The following is a 1,918-nucleotide window of genomic DNA, read 5'->3' as shown; positions in this document are numbered from 1 at the left end:
TCCGCATCTGTTCGTAGAGATTCTTCTGGTTCCGCTTCACCGTGAAGGCGTAGTGCGCCTTCTTCACCTCGACGAGGAAGCGGGCGTGGTCGCGCTGAGTGTGTAGTGCGTCGCTGGTCACCGTGACTCCTTGCAGGTCATAGGGGTCCAACAGGGCGGCGAAGCACGTGATCTCGTTCGTCTTCTCGGGGACCCTGAGCTGGGTGACGGTCAGGCCGGTGCCAGTCATCGCGGCCAGCAGGTGTGCGGCAGGGCTGGTGCCCAGGCGCGAGCCGCGGGCACTTTTGCCGTCGATCGCGAGGGTGTCGGTGCCGGCCGGGTCGTGGCCGAGGAGGTCGGCCAGGCCGCCGGGGCAGGTGTCTTTGATGACCCGCCGGATCGTCGCGCCGCTGGGCGGGACGCGCACGGCCAGGGCGGTCGCGGTGCGGGCGCCGAGTTGGGCCAGGACGTCCTGCGGGGCGTCGGTGGCCCACTCGTCGATCGCCACGAAACTCCTTGCCCCGCTCACCACGGCGGAGCAGGCGATCAGCAGCACTGCCACGAAGGGGTGACGCTTCCCGCGCCGGCACCGCGGATCGGCCAGCGTGGCCAGCCGCTCGGCCAGCGCACCCGTCGCGCGGTGCTGACGGGTGGGCGACTTGACCAGACAGACGGTGGCAGACTGGCGGCACATCGAAGCTCCGTTGAGCGCAGGCGACTTGGGAAAGTCACCTCCACAACGGAGCTTCGTTGCGTCCGGTCGCGCGCCCTCCCCGCATCGTCACACCGCCGTGACCTGCACACTCACGAGACCACCGCGACTTTGCAATCGCCCTGAACACCCACCACCTCGACTCCGCGCAACGGTGAATCACCACTTCGACCACGCCTGGCCAAGGCACTTCAGCATGATCGTGTTACGAGCTCGTAGCCTGAGTGGTAACGGTGCGAATTACGATACCTCGTTGTGCATGGTCACGGCGACATCCACTTCGTCTCTCGTGCCTTCATCTGTGTTGAATTGTGTAATATTATAGGTTTTAGTCTGGCCGGGATACAGTTTGAAGTGAGCGACTTCCCAATCCCTCGTCTTTCCGTCCAGGTCCCCGCTCCAACAAGAGCTACCTTCGTACAGTTTCACGATATAGGAGACGTCTACTACGCCCGTTGCGGGATCGGTTTGCATAATCGTAGGATGCAGTTCTCCATAAACCTCACCCCCAGAACAGGCAGACCATATTCCAACATTGTCGACCTGAGTCGTCGCCACGGAGTTTACTGTGTAGGATTTACTGGCAGCACTCGTTGCGTAATCGAAGCTATCCCCGAAGATTGTGCTGTCATCGTCCCAGACTCCAAACTTTGCTGAGACGGTTACCTTGTTGATCTTTGGAGATGCCGCAGAAGCCGTACTAACTGGCGTCGCAACGAGCACGCATGTAGTGGAAATTACACTGGCTAGCATAAGCGAATTGCGGACAGGCATATCCCTTGCAACCTCTTTCCGGTATTCCGATAAGCTACTTGTTCTCTTGGAAACCAGCCTCGTGGCGTCAGCCCTCACGGGATGAAGCTATACGTGACTACCCAAAATCCAGGCACTAGCAATACGGAGGGGGAGCTGATTCCAGCTTAAGTAGGCAGTGCTCAAGTGACTACTGCCAGTGTCGCGAGGGGGGGCACCCGCTCACAATCGCGAATGATATCACCGACGTACTTCGTGTTCACGGCCTCGGCGGTGAGGTCCCGGTACTACAGGTGAGATTCGAGAGCTCGGCGTTGTCGCCGCTCGTAGTGGATGCGGCGGGCGATGGCCTGGTGGGCCCGGCGCCATAGCGATTGGGCGTAAGCATTCAGAAGGTCGGTCGCGTGTCCGTCTCCTGACGATGTGACAGGTGTGGGGTGGGTGCGGCAGGATCCGTGGTCATGTCGTCGGGGT

At 60.9% G+C, this 1,918-nt stretch carries 2 protein-coding genes; both read right to left on the bottom strand.

What is annotated here, in order from left to right; genetic code table 11:
* Positions 1 to 673, bottom strand: a 673-nt coding sequence (locus ABZT03_RS44090) for an ISAs1 family transposase (protein WP_356049931.1), incomplete at its 3' end; no start/stop codon positions are given.
* Positions 674 to 931: 258 nt separating this feature from the next.
* Entirely contained in the window at positions 932 to 1,543 is a 612-nt protein-coding gene (locus ABZT03_RS44085; protein ID WP_356049929.1) for a hypothetical protein, read from the bottom strand.
* Positions 1,544 to 1,918 lie beyond the last annotated feature (375 nt).

Origin of the sequence: Streptomyces sp. NPDC005574, assembly GCF_040605435.1 — a bacterium.
In the GTDB taxonomy this organism is placed as follows: Bacteria; Actinomycetota; Actinomycetes; order Streptomycetales; family Streptomycetaceae; genus Streptomyces.
Note: the sequence above shows the minus strand (reverse complement) of the source record. Positions and strands in the feature narration are given on the sequence as shown.